Origin of the sequence: Phenylobacterium sp. (assembly GCF_030651185.1) — a bacterium.
Classification (GTDB): Bacteria; Pseudomonadota; Alphaproteobacteria; order Caulobacterales; family Caulobacteraceae; genus Phenylobacterium.
Genome location: NZ_JAUSCJ010000005.1, coordinates 25,705 through 49,136, shown reverse-complemented (window position 1 = coordinate 49,136; position 23,432 = coordinate 25,705). Strand labels below are relative to the sequence as shown.

General features: G+C 67.8%; 25 protein-coding genes. 16 read left to right on the top strand and 9 right to left on the bottom strand.

The window, feature by feature from the left end; all coding sequences use genetic code 11:
• Positions 1-33: 33 nt before the first annotated feature.
• The 4 genes from Q7J39_RS01270 (at position 34) to Q7J39_RS01250 (ending at position 3,544) form a co-directional block, all read left to right on the top strand.
• On the top strand, positions 34-444 hold the full coding sequence (locus Q7J39_RS01270; protein WP_304819587.1) for a hypothetical protein: 411 nt from the start codon (positions 34-36) through the stop codon (positions 442-444).
• A gap of 191 nt (positions 445-635) precedes the next feature.
• Positions 636-989 (top strand): hypothetical protein, encoded by a 354-nt coding sequence (locus Q7J39_RS01265; RefSeq protein ID WP_304819585.1) that lies wholly within the window; start codon positions 636-638, stop codon positions 987-989.
• Between the two features lie 151 nt (positions 990-1,140).
• Positions 1,141-1,728, top strand: a complete 588-nt coding sequence (locus Q7J39_RS20845) for a hypothetical protein (RefSeq protein WP_370689973.1) — start codon at positions 1,141-1,143, stop codon at positions 1,726-1,728.
• Positions 1,729-1,834: 106 nt separating this feature from the next.
• Positions 1,835-3,544 (top strand): ATP-binding protein, encoded by a 1,710-nt coding sequence (locus tag Q7J39_RS01250; RefSeq protein WP_304819583.1) that lies wholly within the window; start codon positions 1,835-1,837, stop codon positions 3,542-3,544.
• Between the two features lie 6 nt (positions 3,545-3,550).
• Here Q7J39_RS01250 and Q7J39_RS01245 read toward each other — a convergent pair whose 3' ends face one another.
• Both Q7J39_RS01245 and thiD read right to left on the bottom strand, forming a co-directional pair.
• Positions 3,551-4,069, bottom strand: coding sequence for a nucleotidyltransferase family protein (locus Q7J39_RS01245; RefSeq protein WP_304819605.1), 519 nt, complete (start codon positions 4,067-4,069; stop codon positions 3,551-3,553).
• Between the two features lie 47 nt (positions 4,070-4,116).
• Positions 4,117-4,920: a bifunctional hydroxymethylpyrimidine kinase/phosphomethylpyrimidine kinase gene (thiD, locus tag Q7J39_RS01240; protein WP_304819581.1), complete on the bottom strand. Its 804-nt coding sequence runs from the start codon at positions 4,918-4,920 to the stop codon at positions 4,117-4,119.
• A gap of 61 nt (positions 4,921-4,981) precedes the next feature.
• Between thiD and Q7J39_RS01235 the strand changes: the two genes are divergently transcribed.
• Positions 4,982-5,734, top strand: coding sequence for an SDR family oxidoreductase (locus tag Q7J39_RS01235; RefSeq protein WP_304819579.1), 753 nt, complete (start codon positions 4,982-4,984; stop codon positions 5,732-5,734).
• Positions 5,735-5,774: 40 nt separating this feature from the next.
• Here the strand turns inward: Q7J39_RS01235 and folP are convergent, their stop codons facing one another.
• A complete protein-coding gene (gene folP / locus Q7J39_RS01230) occupies positions 5,775-6,578 on the bottom strand; it encodes a dihydropteroate synthase (protein WP_304819577.1) in 804 nt (267 codons plus the stop codon).
• A 4-nt stretch (positions 6,579-6,582) separates the two neighbouring features.
• Positions 6,583-6,969 carry a hypothetical protein gene (locus Q7J39_RS01225; protein ID WP_304819575.1) on the bottom strand — a complete coding sequence of 129 codons (387 nt, stop codon included), beginning with the start codon at positions 6,967-6,969 and terminating at the stop codon, positions 6,583-6,585.
• A 194-nt stretch (positions 6,970-7,163) separates the two neighbouring features.
• Between Q7J39_RS01225 and Q7J39_RS01220 the strand changes: the two genes are divergently transcribed.
• The 6 genes from Q7J39_RS01220 (at position 7,164) to Q7J39_RS01195 (ending at position 12,575) form a co-directional block, all read left to right on the top strand.
• The gene (locus tag Q7J39_RS01220; RefSeq protein WP_304819573.1) at positions 7,164-7,361 is read left to right on the top strand and encodes a hypothetical protein; all 198 of its coding nucleotides are present in this window, start codon (positions 7,164-7,166) and stop codon (positions 7,359-7,361) included.
• A gap of 164 nt (positions 7,362-7,525) precedes the next feature.
• Positions 7,526-9,910 (top strand): TonB-dependent receptor, encoded by a 2,385-nt coding sequence (locus Q7J39_RS01215; RefSeq protein ID WP_304819571.1) that lies wholly within the window; start codon positions 7,526-7,528, stop codon positions 9,908-9,910.
• Positions 9,911-9,972: 62 nt separating this feature from the next.
• Complete coding sequence (locus Q7J39_RS01210; RefSeq protein ID WP_304819569.1) at positions 9,973-10,995, top strand: sulfate ABC transporter substrate-binding protein; 1,023 nt, start codon at positions 9,973-9,975, stop codon at positions 10,993-10,995.
• A 149-nt stretch (positions 10,996-11,144) separates the two neighbouring features.
• On the top strand, positions 11,145-11,447 hold the full coding sequence (locus Q7J39_RS01205; protein WP_304819567.1) for a hypothetical protein: 303 nt from the start codon (positions 11,145-11,147) through the stop codon (positions 11,445-11,447).
• A gap of 36 nt (positions 11,448-11,483) precedes the next feature.
• A complete protein-coding gene (locus Q7J39_RS01200; RefSeq protein WP_304819564.1) occupies positions 11,484-11,786 on the top strand; it encodes a hypothetical protein in 303 nt (100 codons plus the stop codon).
• Between the two features lie 24 nt (positions 11,787-11,810).
• Positions 11,811-12,575 carry a YkgJ family cysteine cluster protein gene (locus tag Q7J39_RS01195; protein WP_304819562.1) on the top strand — a complete coding sequence of 255 codons (765 nt, stop codon included), beginning with the start codon at positions 11,811-11,813 and terminating at the stop codon, positions 12,573-12,575.
• 126 nt (positions 12,576-12,701) lie between these two features.
• Here Q7J39_RS01195 and ftsH read toward each other — a convergent pair whose 3' ends face one another.
• Both ftsH and rpsU read right to left on the bottom strand, forming a co-directional pair.
• Positions 12,702-14,582 (bottom strand): ATP-dependent zinc metalloprotease FtsH, encoded by a 1,881-nt coding sequence (ftsH, locus tag Q7J39_RS01190; protein WP_304819559.1) that lies wholly within the window; start codon positions 14,580-14,582, stop codon positions 12,702-12,704.
• A gap of 191 nt (positions 14,583-14,773) precedes the next feature.
• Positions 14,774-15,013, bottom strand: a complete 240-nt coding sequence (rpsU, locus tag Q7J39_RS01185) for a 30S ribosomal protein S21 (protein ID WP_215342650.1) — start codon at positions 15,011-15,013, stop codon at positions 14,774-14,776.
• A gap of 176 nt (positions 15,014-15,189) precedes the next feature.
• On the opposite strand from rpsU, the gene Q7J39_RS01180 reads away from it, so the two are divergent.
• Together Q7J39_RS01180 and Q7J39_RS01175 are read left to right on the top strand one after the other, a co-directional pair.
• Entirely contained in the window at positions 15,190-15,828 is a 639-nt protein-coding gene (locus Q7J39_RS01180; protein ID WP_304819557.1) for a COQ9 family protein, read from the top strand.
• A 57-nt stretch (positions 15,829-15,885) separates the two neighbouring features.
• Entirely contained in the window at positions 15,886-16,746 is an 861-nt protein-coding gene (locus Q7J39_RS01175) for a crotonase/enoyl-CoA hydratase family protein (RefSeq protein WP_304819555.1), read from the top strand.
• Positions 16,747-16,788: 42 nt separating this feature from the next.
• On the opposite strand, the gene Q7J39_RS01170 is transcribed toward Q7J39_RS01175, so the two are convergent.
• From Q7J39_RS01170 to Q7J39_RS01160, 3 genes are all read right to left on the bottom strand, one after another.
• Positions 16,789-18,003, bottom strand: a complete 1,215-nt coding sequence (locus Q7J39_RS01170; RefSeq protein WP_304819553.1) for a pentapeptide repeat-containing protein — start codon at positions 18,001-18,003, stop codon at positions 16,789-16,791.
• Between the two features lie 107 nt (positions 18,004-18,110).
• A complete protein-coding gene (locus Q7J39_RS01165; protein ID WP_304819551.1) occupies positions 18,111-19,067 on the bottom strand; it encodes a magnesium transporter CorA family protein in 957 nt (318 codons plus the stop codon).
• A gap of 4 nt (positions 19,068-19,071) precedes the next feature.
• Positions 19,072-19,746, bottom strand: a complete 675-nt coding sequence (locus tag Q7J39_RS01160; RefSeq protein ID WP_304819550.1) for a CHAP domain-containing protein — start codon at positions 19,744-19,746, stop codon at positions 19,072-19,074.
• Between the two features lie 562 nt (positions 19,747-20,308).
• Here Q7J39_RS01160 and Q7J39_RS01155 point away from each other — a divergent pair.
• The 3 genes from Q7J39_RS01155 (at position 20,309) to Q7J39_RS01145 (ending at position 23,432) form a co-directional block, all read left to right on the top strand.
• Positions 20,309-21,142, top strand: coding sequence for a TerC family protein (locus Q7J39_RS01155; protein WP_304819548.1), 834 nt, complete (start codon positions 20,309-20,311; stop codon positions 21,140-21,142).
• A 100-nt stretch (positions 21,143-21,242) separates the two neighbouring features.
• Positions 21,243-22,910 (top strand): MDR family MFS transporter, encoded by a 1,668-nt coding sequence (locus Q7J39_RS01150; protein ID WP_304819546.1) that lies wholly within the window; start codon positions 21,243-21,245, stop codon positions 22,908-22,910.
• A complete protein-coding gene (locus Q7J39_RS01145) occupies positions 22,911-23,432 on the top strand; it encodes a hypothetical protein (protein WP_304819544.1) in 522 nt (173 codons plus the stop codon).

Sequence of the window (23,432 nt, the reverse complement as noted above, 5' to 3'; positions counted from 1 at the left end):
CCGGCGCCGCGGGACATCCAAGGAGGATGGAAGATGAAAAAGATTCTGATCTCGATCGCGGCAGCTTCCGCCCTGGCCGCCGCCGCCGCACCCGCCGCCGCCCAGCCCTATGGCGGCTATGATCGCGGCGATCACCGGAATGACCGGGGCGGCGAGCACTGGGATGATCGCGGCGGTGACCGCGGCGGTGATCGCGCCGACATGTTGAAGTTCCGCATCGACCGTGCCGAGCGCAGCCACCAGATCAGCCGACGCGAAGCGTTCCGCCTCCGCGAGCAAGTCCGCGTGACTGAGCGTCTTTCCTGGCGCTACCGCGCCGACGGCGTCGTGAGCCGCTGGGAACGCGCCGACCTCGACCGCCGCTTCGACTCCATCCGGGTCCAGCTGCGCTACGAGCGCAATGACCGCGACTACGGGAATGGCTACGGCGACTATCGGCGCTAAGGCTCCCAGGTCCTGACCTTGAACGGCCCCGCCCTACCCGGCGGGGCCGTTTTGGTTGGCGGTCAAGGGCGCTACAACCTTGCAATGCGATGAACACAACCCAACGTCAGCGCTCAGATCAGGGTCATGGCCCGCGTGGTCTTATAGGGTCAACGTCGCCACACGGGGCGGCAGATCAAAGGACCAACCCCATGAAGAAGATTCTCCTGACCCTGGTCGCGGCCTCTGCCCTGACCGCCGCCGCCCTCCCCGCCGCCGCCGCGCCCAATGGCCCCAACAACATCAACGCCCACCAGGCGCAGATCGAACAGCGCATCAACCAAGGCGTTCGCAGCCACAAGCTGACCCAGCGCGAAGCCACCCAACTGCGCGCCCAAGTCCGCCAGATCGCCCGGCTCGAAGCTCGCTATCGTGGGAACGGCCTACAGAACTGGGAACGCCAGGACCTCGACCGCCGCCTTGACCGGGTCGGGGCCCAGGTCACCGCGCAGATGCGCGACCGTGACCGCGACGCCGGCCACTATGCCGGCGGCTATCGCCGTTAAGCCCAGCCACCTGTGACGCAAGGATTTGAGCGCCCCCGGATCCCCCGCCGGGGGCGGCTCGCCCAAGCCTAGCCAGAACCCGCTGGCCCCCAAGCCGTTTCACACCCCCGTCAGGGGACAGACGACAAGAAAAGACCAAGGAGACCATCTCATGAAGACTCTCACCATGCTCGCCGCCGCCTCCGTCCTGGCCCTTTCGGCCGGCGCCGCCTCGGCCCAGGGCTGGATGTCGATCAACCAACGCCAAGCCTCGCTCGACGCCCGCATCGACGCCGGCGTGCGCAGCGGCGACCTCACCCGGCAGGAAGCCCTGACCCTGCGCAGCGATTTCCGGGCCGTGGCCGGTCTGGAGACGACTTATCGCCGCGACGGCCTGTCGACCTGGGAACGGACCGATCTGGACCGCCGTTTCGACGCCCTGTCGAACCGCATCCGCTTCGAGCGCCATGACCGTGACGACCGCCGCGGCGATGGCTGGATGAACATCAACCAACGCCAGGCCAATCTGGATCGCAGGATCGACCAAGGCGTTCGGACCGGCAAGATCTCGCGGGCCGAGGCCTATCGTCTGCGGGCCGACTTCCAAACCATTGCGCGGCTTGAAAACCGATATCGCGCAAACGGTCTTTCGAACTGGGAGCGGGCCGACCTGGACCGCCGCTTCGACACCCTCTCGGCCCGTATCCGGATCGAGGCCAATGACTCCAACCGCTACGGCGCCGGCTACGGCCGTCGCTAGACTGGAGGCGGCGCGGCGAGAGGTCGCGCCGCCGTGGGTCCCGAGTTTGCTCGGAATTATCCCAAACGATGTTCTGTGAGAGGCTCAAGCTTCACCGGAACTCCGCATGTCGCCGTCGGCCGCGACCCAGTCGTCCGACCTGATGGAGGTCATCGCCGCGCGCCGGTCCCAGGCGCGTATGCGCGCGGGTCTAGCCCTCGGCCTGACGCTCGGGTTCGGCGCCATCACCGGCTGGGCCTGGGCCATGGCCTGGTTCTGCATCTATGCCGGACTTCAGGCCTTCGAGTACTTCGTCCTGGCCCGCCGGACGCCGCCGCCCTGGGCCGCGGTGGCCCTGCTCGTCACCAACAGCGTGGTCTTCGGCGTCTTCGCCCTGGCTGGACCGCTCAATGACGGCGCCTTCGGCCTCTGCTGCTGGATCTGCCTGCTCTGCGGGGGACAACTGAACAGCGCGCTCACCAGCCAGAAGTCGCGACTGGCCTTCCTGGCAAGCTCCACGCCCTTCGCCCTCTATCTCGCGGCGACGCCCGTCGTGGCGCTGTGGCTGGGCGCGAAGCCGCACCAGGCGGTATCGATCGCCGCCGCGGCGGCGCTGATCGTCATCTTCACCCACATGATCTGGCGCGCCGCCGCCCGGGCGCTGACCGCCGAGAGCGAGGCCCGCGCCCTCGCCGAGGCCGCCGACGCCGCCAAGTCGGCCTTCGTCGCCATGGTCAGCCATGAGTTGCGCACCCCGATCAGCGCGATCCTGGCCGGCGCCGTGGAGGCCAAGAGCGCCCGCAGCGCCAAGGTGCGCGACTCCAATCTCGAACTGATCTCCTCGTCCGCGCGGATGATGCGCACCCTGCTGGACGATCTGCTGGACATGTCCAAGATCGAAGCCGGCCGCATGGGGGTGGAGATCACCGCCTTCGACCTGCGCCGCCTGATGCTGGAAACCGTGCGGTTCTGGGCCCCGGTGGCCCGCCGCGGGAACCTGGCCTTCCGCCTGGAGGGCGCCCACAGCCTGCCGGCCTGGGTCGAGGGCGATCCAACCCGCATCCGCCAGGTGCTCAACAACCTGCTCTCCAACGCCCTGAAGTTCACCGAGTCCGGCGCCATCACCCTGCGGATGGCCGCCGAGCCGTGCCCTGACCGGACCTTCGCCCTGATCCTGGAGGTGATCGACACGGGGCCGGGGATGACCGAGGAGCAGATTGGCGGCCTGTTCACCGCCTATGGCCAGCTCAGCGACAGCGTCGCCCGCACCCACGGCGGCACCGGCCTGGGCCTCAATATCAGCCGCGAGCTGGCCCGCCTGATGGGCGGCGACCTGGTGGCGGACAGCGCGCCGGGCCAGGGCGCGACCTTCCGCCTGTCCCTCAACCTCTCCCTGGGCGAGGCCGAGAGCCCCGCCGACACGGCGCTTCAGGAACAGACCGGCCTCAGCGTGCTGATCATCGACGACCACGAGATCAACCGCCGCGCCTTCACCCTGATCCTGCAGGGCGCGGTGGACCCCATCGTCACCGCCGAGAACGGCCAGGACGCCCTGGCCATCCTGGCGCGGCAGCCCTTCGACGTCGTACTGATGGACCTCAACATGCCGAAGATGGGCGGGCTGGACTGCACTCGGGCCCTGCGCGCCGCCGCCGGTCCCAACCAGACGACCCCGGTCATCGCGCTGACCGCCTCGGCGGCCCGCAGCGAGATCGATGTCTGCCTGGCCGTGGGCATGAACGCCTTCGTCATGAAGCCCGTCGAGGCCGCCGAACTGTTCGGCGCCATCGAGCGGGTGCTGGACGCCCACGAGGCGACCGTGGCCGCCGTGGCCTAGCGACCGCTAGGTCTGAGGAATGATGGTCAGCTCAGGCCAGCGATCCTGGGCGGCCTGGGCGGTGCGGGCAAAGCCCGCGACCCGGCGGGTCGGATTGGCGCGGTAGGTCATGGAGAACAGGTCCTCCAGGCCGAAGGGAGCGACGATCGTCATCGAGCCATCGGCCTCCAGCCGCGCGGCCACGGCGTTCAACGGGCTGGCGAACCGGGGAAGGGCTTCGGCGCTGCTGCCGAGCGGGGCGTAGGGTTCGCCGAACTTGGCCTCGAACCACAGGTGGACCCGGGCCTGGTTGCGGACCTCCACCATCTCGCGGACCGGCGGCTCGAAGGCCGCCGCCACCCGGGCGATCACCGCATCCTCGGCGTCCCAGGAGGTGTCGGGATCGAAGTAGGCCAGGTCGTAGTCCTTGATCCCGTGGTCAGGGTCGCGGCCCGTCAGGTGGTTCAGGACCCGCTGGTAGATGGCCCCGGAGAAGATCAGCCAGTCGGGCAGGGCCAGCTCGCGGGCGGTCTCCATCACCGCCATCAGGCTGGGAGCGGCCCGCAGGATGGCCTCCAGCTGGTCGCGGTGTCTCACGCCTTGCCCCGCAAAGGCCAGGCGTGGTCGAGGGGGCCGTGGCCGGCGCCGAAGCCGGGGGCCTGGCGCATGGCCTCGTGGACATAGGCCCAGGCGCGGGCGACGGCCTCGGTGATGCTCAGGCCCTGGGCCAGGCCCGCGGCCACGGCCGAGGCCAGGGTGCAGCCGGTGCCGTGGGTGTGGCGGGTGTCGAGGCGCTCGCCCTCGAAGGTGGTCTCGCCCTGCGGCGTCATCAGGACATCGACGACCGTGGCGCCGGCGACATGGCCGCCCTTCATCAGCACGGCCCGCGCGCCCAGGGCCAGCAGGCGGTCACCGGCCCGGCGCAGGTCGTCGGTGGTGTGGACGGGCAGGCCGCTCAGGGCCTCGGCCTCCGGGGCGTTGGGGGTGAGGACGGCGGCGCGGGGGATCATCAGGCTGCGCACCGCATCGACGGCGCTGGGGGCCAGCAGGTTGGAGCCGCCCTTGGCCACCATGACCGGGTCCACGACGACGGGAACCCTTACCGTGTCGAGGATCGCGGCGACGCGGGTGACCATCTCCACGTCACCCAGCATGCCGGTCTTGATGGCGTCGGCGCCGATGTCGTCGAGGATGGCGCGGGCCTGGGCCTCCACCACATCGGGCGGGACGGCGTGGACGCCGTGGACGCCCAGGGTGTTCTGGACGGTGATGGCGGTGATGGCGGTGGCGGCGTAGCCGCCGAGCGCGGTGACGGTCTTGATGTCGGCCTGGATTCCGGCCCCGCCGCCGGAGTCGGAGCCGGCGATGATCAGGACGCGTCCGCGAGAGTCAGCCATCCGAGGGGAAATACAGGATTCGTCGGTTGTCGTGGATGGAAGACTCGGGTGGTCTGACCCCATGAGCACCGACATCAAGACCGCCATCGTCACCGGAGCCGGCTCGGGGATCGGACGCGCCAGCGCGCTGGCCCTTGTGGACGCTGGGTTTCACGTTTTCCTGGCCGGCCGCCGACTTGACCCGCTGGAGGAGACGGCCCGGCGCGCGAAGGCCGACATGTGCACGACGATGGCCACGGATGTGAGCGACGAGGCCCAGGTCCTGGCGCTGTTCGAGGCGGTGAAATCCAAGTTCGGCCGGTTGGACCTGTTGTTCAACAACGCCGGAACGGGCGCGCCGCCCGTGCCGATGGAGGAGCTCAGCCTCGCCCACTGGAAGCGGGTGGTGGACATCAACCTGACCGGCGCCTTCCTCTGCACCCAGGGCGCCATCCGTCTGATGAAGGCCCAGGACCCCCAGGGCGGGCGGATCATCAACAACGGCTCGATCTCGGCCCACAGTCCCCGGCCCCGCTCGGTGGCCTATACCGCCACCAAGCACGCGATCACCGGCCTGACCAAGTCCACCTCGCTGGACGGGCGCGCCCACGACATCGTGTGTTCTCAGATCGACATCGGCAACGCCGCCACCGAGATGACCGCGGCCATGGCCAAGGGCGTGCCCCAGGCCGACGGGACCTTGGCGCCCGAGCCGATGATGGACGTCAAGGCCGTCGCCGACGCGGTGGTGTTCATGGCCAGCCTGCCGCTGGAGGCCAATGTTCAGTTCATGACGGTGATGGCGACGAAGATGCCGTTCATCGGGCGGGGGTGAAAACACCGCTCATCCCGGCGAAGGCCGGGATGAGCGGTGTTCAGGTGCGCCCTTCAATCGCCGCCCAGACCCGCAGCGCCTGAACTGTCTCGGCGACGTCGTGGACGCGGACGGCGGCGACTCCGGCCGACGCGCCAACCAGGGCGGCGGCCAGGGAGCCGCCGAGGCGGTGGGCGGGATCCTTGGCGACAGGGTCGAGCTTGCTGAGGAAGCTCTTGCGGCTAGCGCCCAGCAGGACCGGGAAGCCCAGGGCCACGACCTGGTGCAGGGCGGCCAGCAGGGCGAGGTTGTGATCGAGGGTCTTGCCGAAGCCGATGCCGGGGTCGAGCCAGATGCGGTCTCGGACCACGCCGGCGGACATGGCGGCTTCGGCTCGCGTGACCAGGAAGTCGCAGACCTCGACAACCACGTCGTCGTAGCGGGGGGCGGCCTGCATGGTGCGGGGCTCGCCCTGCATGTGCATGAGGATGACCTCACACCCCAGTTCGGCGGCGGTCTCCGGGGCGCCGGGCGCGGAGAGCGCGGCGATGTCGTTCCAGATCGAGGCGCCGGCGGCGATGGCCGCGCGGGCCACGGCGGGCTTCACGGTGTCGATGGAGAGGGGAACGCTGGTGCGGGCGCGAACCCCGGTGATCAGCGGGACGACCCGGGCGATCTCCTCGTCCTGGCCCACCGGTTGCGCGCCCGGCCGGGAGGACTCGCCGCCGATGTCGAGGATGTCGGCGCCCTCTCCCACCAGCCGCAGGGCGTGGGCCAGGCCGGCGTCGGGGTCCAGGAACAGGCCGCCGTCGGAGAAGCTGTCGGGCGTCGCGTTGACAATCCCCATCACCCGCACGGCGGCCATGGCCCTAGAGGGCAGTGGCGCGGACCGTGTCGGCGGGGCTGAGCGTCCAGGCGGTGGCGAGGTCATAGGCGCTGCAGCTAGCAGACCTGCGCAGGGAGTCGAAGTCCACACGCACCTGGACGGCGCCCAGGACCCGACCGGTCGGGTCGAGGTGCTGCAGCCGGATCATCCGGACCGGGGCGCCGACATGGCCGGCGCGGCGGCAGATGGTCCCGTGGGCGCGGACGCCGGCGGCTGTGGCCACCAGGTCGGGCTTGGCGAGCTGATAGCCGTGGCGGGGCTGGGCCTCGCTGCGGACCGGCAGCAGACGGGCGCCGCCATAGGGCTGGGCCAGGGCGGGCGCAGCAGCGGTGGCGAAGAGAGCGGCGGCGAGCACGACGGCGCGTTGCATGGCGGTTCCCCAATCAGGACAATTGGATCAGGCGGTGCAAGGAGGGGCCCCGCCGCTGACCTCTCGGTGCGCGGCGGCGCTTGTTTAGGGGGCGCCTGAGGATATCCGCGTCGACTCCCGCCCCAACTTGGGGGACGGGCCCTCATTCTGTCATGTTGCAGGTGCTAACAAGGCGGCGAGCAAGTGAGGTCCAGATGATCCTCAATCCCGTCCGCGTTTACAGACGCTGGCGCCGCGCCCAGCAGGAAGCGCTGGACGAGGCGCAGATGCTGCGCCGTCGACACGGCGCCACCGCCCTGGAAGCGGCCCGCGCCAAGCTGGCCCGCGAGGACCTCAGTTCCTGGGGCCGGCGCGTGCTTCAGGAGACGGTGAAGGTGCTGGAGAGGGCCTAGCGGCCAGGGCTTGCGGGCTTTGGCCTGACCAGGCGCCTCGAGCCTCCGTCGCACGCAGAATTAGAATATCTGACAGCCAGCTCATTTAATTCCTATTGGACCCATGGGTGTGGTTGCTTATGACCGAGGTCGAGGCCACAGCCATGGGGATATTGGGGTTGAATATGAACGGGATTTTCCAACGCGCTCTGCTCTCCACGCTGCTGAGCAGCGTGGCCACAGTCAGCCTGGCGGCCACCGACACCGCACCGGCTCCAGGCGCGCCCTCGGCAGCCGACTCCGCGAGCGACGCCGCGGACGCCGCGCCGGAGGTCGACGGGATCACCGTCACGGCCCGGCGCCGCGAGGAGGACCTGCAGGACGTTCCCCTCGCGGTTTCCGTCACCACCGCCGCGAAGCTGGACCAGACCGGCACCAGCAGCATCGTTCAGCTGACCCAGCTGGTGCCGACCCTGCAGGTCCTGTCGCCGAACGCCCGCAACACCGCCCTGACGATCCGCGGCCTGGGCGCGTCCTACGGCCTGGCCAATGACGGCCTGGAGCAGGGCGTCGGGGTCTATGTCGACCAGGTCTATAATTCGCGGCCCGCCATCGCGACCCTGGACTTCATGGACATCCAGCAGGTGGAGGTGCTGCGCGGTCCGCAGGGCACGCTGTTTGGCAAGAACACCACCGCCGGCGCCCTCAACGTCACCACTGTCGACGCCAGCAACGCGTTCGGCGGCAGGGTCGAGGCCAGCTACGGCAGCTATAATTACCTCCAGGCCAAGGCGACCGTCACCGGGCCGATCATCAAGGATCTGGTCGCGGGGCGGCTGTCGTTCGTCGGCGCCTGGCGCGACGGGAACCTCTACAATCCCGTCCAGAAGCTGGATCAGAACGCCCTGGAGAGCAAAGGCGTCCGCGGGCAGCTGCTGTTCACCCCGACCGAGAACCTGAAGGTGCGTCTGACCGGCGACTATTCGAGCCAGCAGCCGGAGTGCTGCACCCAGCTCTATGTCACCGTGGGCACGACCCTGAAGCCGGCCAACCAGCAGTACCCGGCCCTGGCGGCCGGCAAGAACTATCGTCCGCCGAGCACCAATCCCTATGACCGCCTGGCCGATGTCGATGACGCCATCCAGGCCGACCAGTGGCTGAGCGGCGTGTCGGCGGTCGTGGACTATGACCTGGGGTGGGCGACCCTGACCTCGGTCTCCGCGCACCGGGAATGGGACTGGGAGCCCCGCAACGACCGGGACTACACGGCGCTGGACGTCACCCGCCGCTCCAACAATCCCTCGCACCAGAAGCAGACCAGCCAGGAATTCCGCCTGACCTCGAACGGCGCGCGGACCCTCGACTGGACCGCCGGCCTCTACTATTTCGAGCAGAACGTCACGACCCACGGGGTCACCGAATACGGGTCCGACGCCGCCTACTGGCTGCTGCCGGCGACCAACTCGCCGGCCTCGTTGCTGGAGGGCTATACGGTGTTCAACAACTCCACGATCGACACCACCAGCTATGCCGCCTTCGGCCAGCTGACCTGGAACATCTCCGAGCGCCTGCGCGTCACACCCGGCCTGCGCTACACGCAGGAGAAGAAGGACGGCAGCTACGTCCAGACCACCTCTGGGGGTTCGGTCACCACCGACACGACCCTGATCAACCGGCGCCTCGGCATCGCCCGGCCGCAGGCCTTCTCGGCCAGCACCGATGACGGATCCTGGTCGGGCCAGCTGGCCGTGGCCTATGATCTCGACACCAACCTGCATGCCTACGGGACCTATTCGCGGGGCTACAAGTCGGGCGGCATCAACATGACCGCCCTGCCGCTCACCAGCGCCAACCTGCCGTCGCTGGCCGCGGCCGTGATCGAACCGGAACAGGTGAGCACCTTCGAACTCGGCCTGAAGAGCGAATTGTTCGACCGGCTGGTGACCGCCAACTTCGCGGTCTTCACCACGCAGGTGAACGACTTCCAGGCCAATGTCGTCGACTCCGGACCGGGCGCCCTGCGGGGCTACCTGGCCAACGTCGAGCGGGTGGAGATCAAGGGCGCCGAGCTGGACCTCAGCACCCGGTCGGTCGGCGGCTTCACCAGCTACCTCAACCTCGCCCTGACCGACGGCAAGTACGACAGCTTCAAGAACGGCCCCTGCCCGCTGGAGCGGATCGGCGCCTCCACCGCGGCCTGCGACCTGTCAGGCAAGGAGCTTCCCGGCCTGTCGCGCTGGGCCGGCGCCTTCGGCGGAGAATACCGCAGGTCGACGTCGTTCGGCAGCCTGGCCGGTGACGCCTATGCCGGCGTCGACGCCAGCTTCCGCTCGGCCTACTTCGCCGACACGGCGGACTCGATCTACACGCGGATCTCCGCCTACCAGATCATCAACCTGCGCGCCGGCTTCAAGGCCGAGGGTGGCTGGGAAGCCTTCGTCACGGTGAAGAACGCCTTCAACGAGGACTACCTCCAGAACATCACGGTGGTTTCCGGAAATTCCGGGCTCGTCGTCGGCACGCCTGGCGATGACCGAACGGTCAACTTCACCGTCCGGGCCAGCTTCTAGCCGCAGACATCGCGCCGCCGCCCGGCGACGGGGGCGGCGCGTCTTTCAAAGGAATCCCGCCCATGTCACTCCCCACGACCCGCCGAACCCTGATCGCCGGCGCCTCCGCCGGGGCCGCGACACTGCTGGCCCCGGCCATCGGCGCCGCCCAGTCCAAGCCGCTGGCCCTGCTCAATGTCAGCTACGATCCGACCCGGGAGCTCTACACCGAGATCAACGCGGCCTTCGTCGGCTACTGGAAGGGCAAGACCGGCCAGGCCCTGACGATAAACCAGAGCCATGGCGGCTCGGGCAAGCAGGCCCGGTCGGTGATCGACGGCCTGCAGGCCGACGTCCTGACCCTGGCCCTGGCCGGCGACATCGACGAGATCGCGGCGAAGTCCAAGCTGCTGCCGGCCAACTGGCAGTCGCGCCTGCCCGGCAACTCGACCCCCTACACCTCGACCATCCTGTTCCTGGTCCGTAAGGGCAACCCGAAGGCTATCCGCGACTGGGGCGACCTGATCAAGCCGGGCGTCGGGGTGATCACCCCCAATCCCAAGACCTCGGGCGGCGCGCGCTGGGCCTATCTGGCCGGCTGGGCCTATGGCCAGAAGGTCGGAGGCGCGAAGGGCGCGCAGGACTATGTGACCAAGCTGTTCCGCAATGTTCCGGTGCTGGACAGCGGCGCGCGAGGCTCCACCACCACCTTCGCCCAGCGCAAGATCGGCGACGTGCTGCTGACCTGGGAGAACGAGGCCCACCTCATCACCGACGAGTTCGGGCCGATCTTCGATTTGGTCTATCCGTCGATCTCGATCCTGGCCGAGCCGCCGGTGGCCCTGGTGGACAAGACTGTCGACCGCCACAAGACCCGGGTCCAGGCCACGGGCTACCTGAACTTCCTCTACAGCCCGCTGGCCCAGGACATCATCGGCAAGCACCACTTCCGCCCGCGCAGCCCCAAGGCGGTGGCCAAGTATGCCGCCGACTTCAAGGCCATCCCGCTGGTCACCATCGACAAGGCGTTCGGCGGCTGGGGCAAGGCCCAGGCAAGGCACTTCGCCGACGGCGGCGTGTTCGACCAGATCTACAAGCCTGGATGACGGCGTGACGGCCCGGTCAACGGCATTGGCAGTCAGGGCGGCGACCGCTACACTTTTAAGCTCCACCAGGCCTTGACCTATCAGGGCGTCGTGACCTTCGGCTCCGTCAGACCGCCATCGATCCGTCCCACCGATAGAGAGTCCGCATCATGAACAAGACAGCGCTCATCCTGGCCGGGGCCTTGGCCTTCGATCTTGGCGTCCTGGTGGTTGGCGCCCAGGCGGCGGAGACGCCGAAGGGCGCCAACGCCGCGCCCGGTCTCTCAGTTCGCAAGGCCGGTGAAAAACCGGTGGAATACCTGAAGATCAAGATGGAGAACGTGCTGATCTCTGGCTACGCGATCGACCGGTCCGCCGTCGCCAAGACCGGCTGCGAGCTGAAGCACGGCAAGGTCATTGATGTCGCAGGCTCCCCGGTCTGCCAGCTATCCTCCACGCCGCTGCCCCGATGACCGACGCCTAACGCTACCCGCACAAGGATTGTCATCATGAAAACATCCGCCCTTATCCTGGCAGGGGCCCTGGCCTTCGACCTCGGCATCCTGGTGGTTGGCGCCCAGGCGGCGGAAACGCCGAGGGGGCCCTCGCCCCTTCCCGCGCCGGCCCGCGGATCCCCCAGCCCTGAAGGGATCAAGGCCAACGGCTACATTGACAAGACCTCGTCGGATTACATCTACATCAAGCTGGACCTGGTCACCTCGCGGCAAGTCTGCGCGCAGAAGAGCGGCAATGTTGTCGCCGTCCAGGGCATCCAGATGTGCCAGCTGCCGAAGACGACCAACGGCCGCTAGAGCGTCACGCCCGGGCCTCTGGACATGACCGCCAACCCTGCAGATCCGACAACGCCGCCGGTGCGGTTGTCGGCCGGCGATCCCGATCAGGGCGTGCTGGCGACCGGCAAGGCCACGCTCGTCTTGGGCGGCGAGCCCGTGGCCTTCGAACTGACCGTCCCGGCAGGCCCTGTCGCCGTCGAGGATGTTCTGCCGATCTTCCAAGGCCTCAGCAGCCTGCTGGCCCAAAGAGCGGCGGCCAAGGCCGCGGCAGCGGGGCGGCCGGTTTCCTGCCGCGCCGGTTGCGGCGCCTGCTGCCGTCAGCTGGTGCCGATCGCCCCGGCCGAGGCCCGCGCGCTGGCGCGGGTGGTGGAGGCCATGCCCGAACCGCGCCAAAGCGAGGTGCGGGCGCGCTTTGACGACGCCGTGGCGACCGTATCGGCGACCGACCTGTTCGAGGGCCTGACCGAGCCCGACGAGCGCCGGGCCAATGCGGGCCGGGACTATTTCAAACTGGGCGTCGCCTGCCCGTTTCTGGTCGACGAAGCCTGTTCAATCCATCCCGACCGGCCGCTGTCCTGCCGCGAGTATCTGGTCATCTCGTCGCCCGACCACTGCCGCGCCCTCTCGGCCGAGGGCATCGAGAAACTGAACCTGGAGGGCGACCCGTCGATGGCCGTGCTCAAGGCCGATCTGCGCGATGGCTGGATGCCGCTTATCCACGCGCTGATTTTCGATCGATCCGCCCCCCCCTCGTCGCGGGATCGGACCGGACCGGAGATCTTGGCCGATGTGATGGCTCGGCTGTAGGCCGCCGTGGCGAACCTGCCCTGCGCCGCGGCTCAGACGGCCCCCCGCGACACCACCACCCATCCGACCTCGCAAGACATGCCGAAGGGGAGCCGTGGGCTCCCCTTCGGGTAGGTCAGGTTGGCCTCAGGCCGGTTTGGGGTCGGTCCGGGGCGAGAGGGGGACCGAGGCGACGGGGCCGGTGACGCGCTTGGAGTCGCTGTCGTCGCGGTTGGGGGCGACCCCCTTGAGGATGTTGATGATCTCGTCGCCGGAGAGGGTCTCGTATTCCAGCAGGGCCTTGGCCAGGGTGTGCAGCTCATCGAGCTTCTCGGTGAGGATGCGGCGCGCCTCGTCGAAGGCGGTCTGGACCAGTTTCTTGACCTCCTCGTCGATGAGGTTGGCGGTCTTTTCCGAGACGCTCTGGGTGCGCGACACCGAGTGGCCGAGGAAGACCTCGTCCTGGTTCTCGCCGTAGGAGACCACGCCCAGCTTGTCGGAGAAGCCCCACTTGGTGACCATGGCCCGGGCCAGTCGGGTGGCCTGGTCGATATCCGACGAGGCGCCGGAGGTGATCTTCTCCTTGCCGAAGATGATCTCCTCGGCCATCCGGCCACCCATCAGGATGACCAGGCGCGAGGTCATCTGCTCATAGGACATCGACAGCTGGTCGCGCTCCGGCAGCTGCATGACCATGCCCAGAGCACGGCCGCGGGGGATGATGGTGGCCTTGTGGACCGGGTCGGTGGCGGGGACCGACAGGGCCAGCAGGGCGTGCCCGCCCTCGTGATAGGCGGTGAGGCGCTTTTCGTCCTCGGTCATGGCCATGGACTTGCGCTCGGCGCCCATCATGACCTTGTCCTTGGCGTCCTCGAAGTCGCGCTGCAGGACCATGCGGCGGTTCTTGCGCGCGGCCATCAGGGCGGCCTCGTTGACCAGGTTGGCCAGGTCGGCGCCGGAGAAGCCGGGCGTGCCGCGGGCGATGGTCTTCACATCGACGTCGGCGGCCAGCGGCACGTTCTTCATATGGACGCGCAGGATGCGTTCGCGACCGCCGATGTCCGGATTGGAGACCACCACCTGGCGGTCGAAGCGGCCGGGACGCAGCAGGGCCGGGTCCAGGACGTCGGGACGGTTGGTGGACGCGATGACGATGATGGCTTCGGACGGATCGAAGCCGTCCATCTCCACCAGCAGCTGGTTGAGGGTCTGCTCGCGCTCGTCGTTGCCGCCGCCCAGGCCGGCGCCACGATGGCGGCCGACGGCGTCGATCTCGTCGATGAAGATGATGCAGGGGCTGTTCTTCTTGGCCTGTTCGAACATGTCGCGCACGCGGCTGGCGCCGACGCCGACGAACATCTCCACAAAGTCGGAGCCGGAAATGTAGAAGAAGGGCACGCCCGCCTCGCCGGCGACGGCGCGGCCGAGCAGGGTCTTGCCGGTGCCGGGCGGACCGACCATCAAGGCGCCCTTGGGGATCTTGCCGCCCAGGCGTTGGTACTTCTGCGGGTCCTTCAGGAACTCGACGATCTCGGTCAGCTCTTCCTTGGCCTCGTCGACGCCGGCCACATCATCGAAGGTGATGCGGTTCTTGTTCTCGGTCATCATCTTGGCCTTGGACTTGCCAAAGCCCATGGCCCCGCGGGCCCCGCCCTGCATCTGGCGCATGAAGAAGATCCAGACGCCCACCAGCAGCAGGATCGGCAGGCTCTGGACCAGCAGGCCCACCAGGCCGCCGCCCATCTGCTTGACCTCGATATCCGCGCCTTGGCTTTCCAGCCGCTTGACCAGGTCGTCCTGATTGTTGGGGGTCATGGCGCCGAAGGTCTTGCCGGCGGCGTCGGTCACCTCGACGCTGGGGCCGCGGATCGTCGCCTTCTTCACCTCGCCCGACGCCACCTTGGACAGCAGTTGGCTGTAGGTGATCTGACCCGAGGCGCCGGCGTGGCCGCCGCCGGTCATCATGCTGTAGAGCCCGATCAGGACGACGACGATGACGCCCCAGATAGCGAGATTGCGCAGGTTCATTTTGGTCCAGACCGTTCCGGAAAGTGTCCGCTAGATCCCAAGATAGGTGTGCGGACGCGGTTTCACCAGCAAGCAGGGCGCCACGCGACCGAAGTTCGCAGCGTGAGCATGGAAATTCGCGCAAAAGCAAAAGGCCGCGCGGTGATCCGCGCGGCCTTTCAAATACTTAAGCTTCAAGCGCCGGTGTGCGTCTAGCGCGCGCCGGGGGCCTTCTTCGGGGCCGGGATCAGGCCTTCACGCTGGGCGCGCTTGCGGGCCAGCTTCCGGGCGCGACGAACGGCTTCGGCCTTTTGACGGGCGCGCTTTTCCGAGGGCTTTTCGTAATGCACGTGCCGCTTCATTTCGCGGAACGAGCCCTCGCGCTGCATCTTCTTCTTCAGCGCCTTGAGAGCCTGATCGACGTTGTTGTCGCGGACGAAAATCTGAACCAGAGTTATCTCTCCTATTACCCGTTCCCGCTCGGCCAATCCTGGGGTCAGGCGGCGGCGAACGGACAAATGCCTTGCCCCCAGTGGCGAGGAGCCTCCGGGATGAGGGCGGCGAAATACCAGAGACGGGAGACGATGTCCACGGCGGACAGGGCCTCAAGAGCGCGTTATTATAGGTGATGGCGCACGAAACCGACTGGGCTGAGGCCACCGAACAACAGATTCTGGACGCAGCCCTTAACCTTGCCGGGGCGCACGGCTGGACCTGGCCGATGGTCCGCGCGGCGGGCAAGGCCTGCGGCCTGTCCGTGGCCGAGACCGAATTGCTGCTTCCCCATGGCCCCGCCGACCTGGCGGCCCTGCTGTCGCGCCGCCACGACGCCGCGGCGCTGGCGCGGCTGGCCGACACCGATCCCAAGGCCCTGAAGATCCGCGCGCGGATCCGGGCCGGCGTCGAGGCGCGGCTGGACGCGGCCGCCGACGACGAGGCCGCCGTGCGGCGCTGGGCGGGGTATCTGGCCCTGCCGACCCGGATTCCCCTTGCGGTGAAGCTGCTGTGGGAAAGCGCCGACGGGCTCTGGCGCTGGGCCGGCGACACCGCGACCGACGAGAACCACTATTCCAAGCGGGCGATCCTCTCGGGCATCCTGATCTCCGGGCTGGCTCTGCGCCTGGCCAGCGGCAAGGACGCCGCCATGGCCTTCGTCGACAGCCGCATCGAGAACGTCATGGCCTATGAGAAGTGGAAGGCGGGGCTGAAGGGCGGCGACCTGCTGGCCGACGTGGCCGCGGCGCTCGGGAAGATGCGGTACGGGTAAGCCCCTTCCCTTTCCCCGCGTCACGGGACGATGATGTTTCCAACGAGAGGAAACGCCATGACCGATGTCACCACCGCCGACTTCGCCTGCTTCGCCGTCACCATCGAGGACGGGGTCGCCCATATCCAGCTCAAGCGCCCCGAGGCGATGAACTCCATGAGCCGGGAGTTCTGGAACGAGCTGCCGGTGATCGTGAAGGACATCGACCACAATGCGCGGGCCCGCTGCATCGTGATCAGCTCCACGGGCAAGCACTTCTCGGCCGGCATGGACCTGGCGGTGTTCGGCGGCGGGGGATCGACCTCGGCCAACCAGAACCAGGACCGACACATCAACGCCGAGCAGCAGCGGCATCATATCGCGTGGCTGCAGGACTGTTTCGGTTGCCTGGACGATGCGCGGATCCCGGTGATCGTGGCGATCCAGGGGGGCTGCATCGGCGGGGCCGTCGACATGACCAGCGCCTGCGACATCCGCTACGCCACGGAGGACGCCTTCTTCTGTATTCAAGAAATCAATATCGGCATGACCGCCGACGTCGGCACCTTCCCGCGCCTGTGCAAGCTGATCCCCGAGGGGTGGGTGCGGGAGATGGCCTATACGGGCCGCCGGATGCCGGCGCAGAAGGCCAAGGAGATCGGCTGGGTCAACGAGGTGTTCCCCACCCATGAGGCCTGTATCGACCACGCCCTAGTGACCGCCCGCCTGATCGCCGGCAAGGCGCCCCTGGCGGTGACCGGCTCCAAGGTGATGATCAACTACGCCCGCGACCACACCCTGAAGGACGGCCTGGACTATATCGCCGTCTGGCAGACCGGCATGTTCTCCGGCGCCCACATGGGCGAGGCCTTCACCGCCAAGGCCGAGAAGCGCGAGCCGGTGTTCCAGGACCTGCAGCCGCTGAAGCACGGGATGTAATCTAATCTGCTCATCCCGGCGAAGGCCGGGATGAGCAGGTTTCTAAGCCTCTAGCTCGGCGCCCTTGAGGTTGCAGCCTTCGAGCTTGGCGCCGGCGAGGTCGGCTTCGAGGAAGCGGGCGCGGGGGGCCGAGGCGCCCGTGAGGTCGGCGCCGCGCAGGACGGCGCGCGACAGGTCGGTACGCAGCATGCGGCCGTCGGCGATGGAGAGCGGACCCAGCTTGGCGCCGCGCAGGTTGGCCCGGGTGAGCAGGGCGTCGGAGAGGCGGGCGCCGCGCAGGTCGGCCATCTTCAGGTTGGCGCCGCGCAGATCACAACCCGAGAGATCGGCCCCCTGGAGCTGGACCCCCTGCAGGTCCATGCCGAAGAAGATGGCGCCCGGCGCCGAGAGCCCGCTGAGCCTTCGGCCCTTCAGGCCGCCCGGAACCGAACGGAAGTCGGTGTCCGGCAGCCGGACATGCCGGCCGCTCTTGCCCGCGGAATCGCAGAAGGCCTCGTGGGCGGCCAGGACCACCTCCAGCGGCTTGTCGTCGATATAGACCGCCGCGGGCGGCGCCTTCAGCACCCCGGTGAGGTCGGTGCTGGTGATGTTGGACAGGCCGAGATCGCAGCGAACCAGGATGGCGCGCTTCAGCGAGGCCCCGCTGAGGTCGGCGCCAGCCAGGTCCGCCCCGGTGAGGTTGGCGCCGTCCATCACCGCCTTGATCAGCTTGGCGCCGCCCAGCGTCGCGCCCGACAGGTCAGCGTCGGTGAAATCGGCGGCCATGGCCGACAGCCCGCTCATATGGGCGCCGGCCAGGTTCGCGCCCGAGAGCACCGCGAAGGTCAGTTCGCCCGGCCGCTCCTCGTGCTGCAGGATACGGAAGCCCTCGGCCTTGTCCTGCAGGGCGATACGGCCCTCGCGCAGGTCGCAGCCCGAGAGGTCGGCATGGGCGAGGTTGGCCCCGCGCAGGCAGGCGCCCCGCAGATCAGCCTTGGAAAGGTCGGCGCGGCGCAGGTCGGTGTCGCGCAGGTCGGCGCCGAACAGCACCGCTCCGGCCAGCTTGGCGCCGGCCAGGGAGGCCCCGTTCAGGCGCGCCCCGGTGAGGTCGGCGTCGCGCAGGTCCATGCCGTCGAGCTGGCGGTTGGTGAGGTCCACATAGGCGAGATTGGCGCGACGGCCTCCGGACCGGCCCTCGAGGAATCGCCTGTGCTTGTCCAGCGCCAGGCGCAGGCCATCAATGTCGAGCGGACGGAGAACAAGGACAGCGGAGGACATGGAGACGCGGAAATTCCTGAATCCCCGATCCTCGCGCGTCGCGTTTAAGGAACCGTTGCGTCAATCCGCCACAGTGGCGCTTTCCGCAGGAAATCGCCCCTCCGGGGCTAGAGCCAGCGCTTTTTCTTGAACCAGAGGAACGGGCCGAGGCCAGCGATCAGCATGACCCCCAGCGCCATGGGATAGCCGAAGGTCCAGGAGAGCTCGGGCATGTGGTGGAAGTTCATGCCGTAGATCGAGGCCACCAGGGTCGGCGGCATCAGGGCCACGGAAACCACCGAGAAGAACTTGATGATGCCGTTCTGCTCGATGTTGATCAGGCCGAGCGCCGCGTCGAGCAGGAAGGCGATCTGCGAGGCCAGGGAGCCCGCGTGCTCGGTCAGCGAGCCGATGTCATGCTGCAGCGAGGTGAGGTGGGCGCGGCCGGCGGCGGCGGCGGCGATCTCCGGGGCCAGGCCGGCGAAGCTGGCCAGGCGGCCGAGGCTCACCAGGCTGGTGCGGACCATGGCCACCACCGACTGGGTGCGGGCCAGACCCGTCAGCAGGGGCTCGAACGCCCCGCCCCGGGGGCGGTCGAAGATGGCGTTGGAACTCTCCTGCACCGCCACGGAGCTGCTCTCCAGCACGTGGGCCAGGCGTTCGACGATGGCGTCCAGCAGCTCCAGCATCACCTCCGAGCCGTTGGTCAGGTCGGGGTTCTCGGCGGCGCGGACGGCGAAGACCGCGAAGGCCTTGAACTCCACATAGCGGATGGTCACCAGCACGCCGCGGGCCAGGACAAAGGTCGCGGGCGCCGACGTCGGATGGTCGCCCTGACTGTGGGCCAGCAGGGTGGCGGTGAGGAAGGTGGCCTTGGCTTCCTGATAGAGCCGTGACGAGGGCTCGATCTGGGCCATCTCCTCCCGCGTGGGGAGGTCGACGGCCAGCACGCGCTCGACCGCCAGCTCCTCCTCGCGGGTGGGATTGAGCAGGTCGATCCAGATGGTGTCGGCCGGCAGCACCCAGTCGTCGCCGGGCGTCTCGGTCGTGGAGGCCGAAGCGCCGCTGCGGATCAGGTTCAGCATCAGCCTATTTGGCTTCGGGCGGACCTTGGGTCGCGGCCATGATCAGGGCGGCGATCTTGTCGGTGGAGTCGGCCGCCTGGCTCAGCATGGAGAACGGACCCGCGCCGGGACGGACGGCCGAGGCCATCTGGTTGGCGGCGCCCTGTGCCATGGCGATGGCGGTGTTGCCCGCGGCGTTCAGACCCGAACTGGCCACGCGCTGGGCCTTGTCGTCCTGATAGATGAAGCCGTAGGTGGGATAGGTGGTGGAGCCGAGATCGCGGACCGGATCGTACCAGACCTTGACCTGAGACCAGTCGCCGGCCGGGGAGACGTCGATGACGGTGACGTCCTTCTCGACCTGCCCGCGGGTCCCGCCGATTCGCGACCAGTTGGCGTGGGTGATCTGGATCACCCGGTCGGTGAGCACCTGGCTGACCACGGCGACGTGGCCCAGTTGCATCTTGCCGTTGGGCTTGAAGCAGAGGACCGCGCCGGCCTGAGGGGAGAAGCCCGTCTCGTACTTACCGGCCGCCTGCTTCCACCAGGTCCAGGCGTCACCGAAGATCTGCACGCCGGAAATCAGGCGCGCGAAGGGCACGCACTGCCAGTAGGTGTCGGCCACCGCGCCAACGGGCGCGAGCGTCATAACCGCCGCGGCGGCCAGGGAACCGAGGACGGTTCTGGTCCGTTTCGACATGTTAAGAGGAACTCCCCACGCGAACTGTCATTAGGGATACTCACCCTCGGCGCGAAAGCAAAGAGCTTTTCGTCCCGTGCGGCGGAAGGTCGCCGAGTCTCCCACCGAACCATCCACAGATTCACGTGATGAGAGGGCGGTCGACTGTCGAGATTATCGTCGCGGAAGCGAATTTAAACCCTTAACGCAAAGGAAACTAAGCACGCGTCAGGTGCGATATTCCTGTTGTTAAGCTGCGGAACCAGGAGCACGTCATTCATGGATACTTTCAACGTTCCACTGAATGCCTTGTCTTGGGTGGCGTGAAACAATCCGAAACAGACGAACGGGCGGCGTCCCAAGACCTCGGCGTCGGTTCCGCCGCCCGCCGGCAAGAAGAGGCGTCCGGCCCTGCGGCGGCTCACATTTCAGGCATCGACCCGCTGGCGCCTCGAAAAACGGCGCCGCCGGCCGCGGGACGGCGGCGACTCACTGGGCTCCGTACGATTTTGAGAACCATTCGCAGTAGGCGGACGCTGGAGATCGGGTAGAACAAGCCGACAACCACCCTCCGAGGACCCCCATGGACAGCCTTTTGACCCTGGCCGCCGATCCGGCCGCCTGGGCCGCCTTGATCACCCTCGTCGTCATGGAGGTGGTTCTCGGCATCGACAACCTGGTCTTCATCTCCATCCTGTCGAACAAGCTGCCCGCCCATCAGCAGACCAAGGCCCGCCGGCTGGGCATCGGCCTGGCCCTGATCATGCGGCTGGCCCTGCTCTCGACCATCGCCTTCATCGTCGGCCTCACCGCGCCGGTCTTCGAGCTGCCCTGGAAGGGCCCGATCGGCGAGGACGGCCACGCCATGTTCGAGCTGGCCTTCTCCTGGCGCGACCTGATCCTCATCGCCGGGGGCATGTTCCTGGTCTGGAAGGCCACCACCGAGGTCCACCACACCATGGACCCGTCACCCAGCCCCAACCTCCTCGACAAGGACGGCGTCGTGACGGCGGGTGTGACCATGAACTTCAGCGCCGCGATCGTGCAAATCCTGCTGCTGGACATCGTCTTCTCGATCGACTCGATCCTGACGGCGGTGGGGATGACCGACCACCTGCCGATCATGGTGATCGCCGTGGTGATCGCCGTGGCGGTGATGCTGCTGGCCGCCGATCCCCTGGCTAAGTTCATCGACGACAACCCCACCGTGGTGATGCTGGCGCTTGGCTTCCTGCTGATGATCGGCGCCACCCTGATCGCCGACGGCTTCGGGGTGCACGTGCCCAAGGGCTACATCTATGCGGCCATGGCCTTCTCCGGCCTGGTGGAGGGGCTGAACATGGCCTCACGCAACGCCCAGCGCCGCAAGGCCGAACCCTTGAGTGCCGCGTCCGAAAAGTCTGATAGCCTGAAGTAAAGCCGGGACGGGGGCGGCGATATTTCCGTCCGCCCCCGGACTTTACGAACGATAAGATTAGAGCATTAGGGGCGGCCCCTTCGCCGTCGGGACACGACCCGTGAACGAACCGCACGTCTATAGCGACGACGAGCGTCGGCTGACGCTCATCTCCGTGATGATCGTCTTCCTGCTGTCGGCCATGAGCCAGACGATCGTCGGCACGGCCATGCCCCGCATCATCGCCGAGCTGTCGGGCCTCCACCTCTACGCCTGGGCCACCACCGCCTACCTGCTGGCCTCGACGGTCATGGTGCCGATCTGGGGCAAGCTGGGGGACCTCTATGGGCGCAAGCCGATCCTGCTGATCGGGATCGGCATCTTCCTGGCCGGCTCCTGGCTGGCGGGCCTGGCCGGCGAGTTCGGAGACCTGCCCCTGCTGGGGGGCGGCATGACCCAGCTGATCATCTTCCGCGCGGTCCAGGGCCTGGGCGGCGGGGCGCTGTTCACCACCGCCTTCGCCATCATCGCCGACCTGTTCGCGCCCCGGGAGCGGGCCAAGTTCTCCGGCCTGTTCGGGTCGGTGTTCGGGATCGCCAGCGTGTTCGGCCCGGTGGTGGGCGGCTTCTTCACCGACCACGGGACCGTGACCCTGTTCGGCCACGTCATCGCCGGCTGGCGCTGGGTCTTCTACTGCAACATCCCCTTCGCGCTCGCCGCCGTCGCCATGATCCTGGTGAAGATGCCGACCCTGCCGATCCGGGGAACCGGACGCATCGACTGGGCCGGCGCGGCCCTGATCATCGCGGGCTTCGTGCCCCTGCTGCTGGCCATCACCTGGGGCGGACGGGAGTACGCCTGGGCCTCGCCCCTGATCCTCGGCATGCTGGGCTTCGCCATCGCGGCGCTGACCGCCTTCGTGTTCGTGGAAAAGCAGGTGCGGGACCCGATCATCCCGCTGGATCTGTTCAGGAACACCACCTTCACCACCGCCAACGGCGCGGCCTTCGTCTATTCCATGGCCTTCATGGGGGTGACCAGCTTCCTGCCGCTCTACATGCAGGTGGGCCAGGGCGTCCCCGCCACCACCAGCGGCCTGACCATGCTGGCCCTGATGGGGGGCATGATCGCCTCATCGACCATCAACGGCCAGCTGGTGACCAAGACGGGCCTCTACAAGCCGTTCATGATCGGCGGCGGGGCGGTGCTGATCCTCGGCGTGTTCCTGATGTGCTTCATCGGGCCCGACACCACGGTCCTCGACCTGGCCTGGCGGCTGCTGATCGTCGGGATCGGCCTGGGCCCCGGCCAGAGCCTGTTTGGCCTGGCGGTTCAGAACGCGTTGCCCTTCCACCAGATCGGGGTGGCCACCAGTTCGGGCCAGTTCGTGCGCCAGATCGGCTCCACCATGGGGGTGGCCCTGTTCGGCGCCCTGCTGACCTCGGGCCTGGCCAGCGAACTGGCTAAGCACGCGCCGGCCGAGCCCGGCGCCGTGGTGCGCCACCTCGAGCTCTCGGACCTGCAGAAGATGGCCATGGAGCGCAACCTGCACCCCGAGCAGGCCGCGGCCCGCGCCGCCGACCCCAAGCAGGTGGCCCTGGAACGCACCATCCGCACCAGCTTCTCCGTCGCCATCGTCCACGGGATGATCTTCGCCCTGTGCTCGCTGATCGCGGGCTTCATCCTGATGCTGTTCATCCCGGTGGCGACCCTGCGCGAGCGGCCCGTCGCGGCGGCCAAGGCGGCGGAACCCGGCGGGGATATCGCGGCGGAGACGGGGAAGGTTTAGGTGGCGCCCAGTCTGGCAAGGATGTTGGGATGGATCGACCAACGACATGTGGCGCTCATCTACGGCTTAGTGGCTGGCTGTCAGATTGGCGCGCTGGTCGTGCTGTCGCTGTTCGTTGCCGCGGCGGGCGGGCCAAAACACCTGCCGACGTTCCTGATCGCGATACTGGTGGGGCCTGCTGCCGAGGAGATGGCCCGATGGAGCATTTATCGAGCGGCCCTTTGGCATAGTGATCGCGAACGCGCCAATCGCCGCCTTTGGACGTACTCGTTCGTCTGCATCGCAACAGAACTCCTGCTTGTACTCCCTTGGGTGATTGAGAAGCAGCTCCCGCTCATAAAGGGTATCATTTTCCGTGTGCCCGCGACGGCTCTGCACATATCGTCTGCCCTCGTCCTGATGTGGCTGGTCGCCAAATCACCTGAGCCGCCGAGAAATCAGGAACTCGTCCTGCCTCTAGCGCTCACGCTGCTCCACATGATGTTCAATCTGGGGATCGGTAGCCTAATCTCGTGGTCCTGA